Origin of the sequence: Streptomyces sp. BR123 (assembly GCF_013401435.1) — a bacterium.
GTDB lineage: Bacteria > Actinomycetota > Actinomycetes > Streptomycetales > Streptomycetaceae > Streptomyces.
Window position 1 is genome coordinate 1 of sequence record NZ_JACBGN010000527.1, and the last position, 2,429, is coordinate 2,429.

The 2,429-nt window shown below is 76.8% G+C and carries 1 protein-coding gene; it reads right to left on the minus strand.

Annotation, left to right across the window (positions count from 1 at the left end; all coding sequences use genetic code 11):
* Positions 1-230: 230 nt before the first annotated feature.
* Positions 231-2,429 (minus strand): nicotinate-nucleotide--dimethylbenzimidazole phosphoribosyltransferase (gene cobT / locus HYE82_RS35915; RefSeq protein ID WP_179178420.1); only part of this gene is annotated, 2,199 nt, incomplete at its 5' end.

Below are 2,429 nucleotides of genomic sequence, written 5' to 3' on the forward strand. Positions count from 1 at the left end.
CACCCCGCCCCGCTCCCGGGCCCCGCCTGAACCCGCGCCTCAAACGCCGGCGGGGCTGGATGGGGCCGAGCCTGCGTACGGAGCCGACCCGGCAGCCGCCCACTCAACGGCCGAGCAGCCCGGCGCCGTCGCCGGGCCTGGCGGACCGGACCGGGCCCCCTGTTCCGGCCCCGCCGGCGTTTGAGGCGCGGAGGCCTGGGGGCCGACCCCCGACAACGGCGGCGCGGGGGTTACTTCTCCGTGACGCCGGCCGAGTCGAAGGTGGCGACCTCGTGCATCGCGCGGGCCGCGCTCTGGACCAGCGGGAGGGCCAGCAGCGCGCCCGTGCCTTCGCCGAGGCGGAGGTCGAGGTCGACCAGCGGCCTCAGGCCCAGCTTGTTCAGGGCGGCGACGTGCCCCGGCTCGGCGCTGCGGTGGCCGGCGATGCAGGCCGACAGGGACTCCGGGGCGATCGCGCGGGCCACCAGCGCGGCCGCGCCGGCGCTGACGCCGTCGAGGATCACCGGCGTACGCAGCGACGCACCGCCGAGGATCATGCCGACGATCGCCGCGTGCTCCAGGCCGCCGATGGCCGCGAGGACGCCGATCGGGTCCGCCGGGTCGGGCTGGTGGAGTTCCAGGGCGCGCCGGACGACGTCGACCTTGCGGGCGTGCGTCTCGTCGTTGATGCCGGTGCCGCGGCCGGTGACCTCGGACGGGTCGGCACCCGTGAACACCGAGATGAGGGCGGCGGACACCGTCGTGTTCGCGATGCCCATCTCGCCGGTCAGCAGGGCCTTGTTGCCGGCGGCGACGAGGTCGCGGGCCGTCTCGATGCCGACCTCGATGGCCGCGACGGCCTCCTCGCGGGTCATCGCGGGGCCTGCCGTGAGGTCGCCCGTGCCGGGGCGGACCTTGCGGGGCAGGAGGCCGGGGGTGGCCGGGAGGTCGCCGGCGACGCCGACGTCGATCACGCAGACCTCGGCGCCGACCTGGTTGGCGAACGCGTTGCAGACCGCGCCGCCGCCGAGGAAGTTGGCGACCATCTGCGTGGTGACCTCCTGGGGCCACGGGGTGACGCCCTGGGCGTGCACGCCGTGGTCCCCCGCGAAGATCGCGACCGCCGCGGGCTCCGGGATCGGGGGCGGGGAGACCCGGGACAGGCCGGCCAGCTGCGCCGAGATGATCTCCAGCATGCCGAGGGCGCCGGCCGGCTTCGTCATCCGCTTCTGGCGCTCCCACGCCTCGCCGAGCGCCTTGGCGTCGAGCGGGCGGATGCTGGCGACGGTTTCGGAGAGCAGGTCGTGCGGCGCCTCGCCGGGCAGGGCGCGGCGCCCGTACGTCTCCTCGTGGACGACCCATGCGAGCGGCCGGCGCTGCGACCAGCCGGCCTGCGCCAGCTCGGGCTCGTCCGGGAACTCGTCGACGTAGCCGACGCACAGGTAGGCGACGACCTCCAGGTGTTCGGGGAGGCCGAGCTCGCGCACCATCTCGCGCTCGTCGAAGAAGCTGACCCAGCCGACGCCGAGGCCTTCGGCGCGCGCGGCGAGCCAGAGGTTCTCGACGGCGAGGGCCGAGGAGTACGGGGCCATCTGCGGCTGGGTGTGCCGGCCGAGGGTGTGGCGGCCGCCGCGGGTGGGGTCGGCGGTGACGACGATGTTGACGGGGGTGTCGAGGATGGCCTCGATCTTCAGTTCCTTGAACTGCTTCGCCCGGCCCTTGGGCAGCGACTTCGCGTAGGCCTCGCGCTGGCGCTGGGCGAGTTCGTGCATCGCCCGGCGGGTCTCGGCGGAGCGGATGACGACGAAGTCCCAGGGCTGGGAGTGGCCGACACTGGGCGCGTGGTGGGCGGCCTCCAGGACGCGCAGCAGCACCTCGTGCGGGATCGGGTCGGTGCGGAAGCCGTTGCGGATGTCGCGGCGTTCGCGCATGACGCGCAGGACGGCCTCGCGTTCGGCGTCGGCGTAGCCGGGGGCGGCCTCTCCCGGGGACGGCTCCACCGGCAGGTCGGCGCCCTCGCCCTCGGCTGCGGGCTCCTCGGCGGCGGCGGGCTCGGCGGCGGGCTGCTCGGCGGCGGGCTGCTCGGCCGACCCGGCCTCGTCGGCCTGGGCCTCGGCCGGGGCGGGGTTCGGGGCCTGCTCGGGCTGGTCCGCGGGGGCCTCGGCGGCGGCCGGCTCCTCTGCCGGCCGGGCCACGGTTTCCGCGGGCTGGGGCTGCGGCTCGGCCTGGACGGGGGCGCCGGTTTCCGCCACGGCCACGGGCTCCGCGGGCTGGGCGGCTGCGGGCTCGGCTGCGGGCTGTTCGGCCGCCGGGGCGGGCTCGGGCTGCGGCTGCTGCGGGGTCTCGGCGACCACCGGGGCCTCGGGGGCGGCGGCAAGCTGCTCCGGCGCGGGTACGGCCTCTGCGGCGGGCTGCTCCGGCTGGGCCACGGCCGCCTCGGCCGCCTCGGC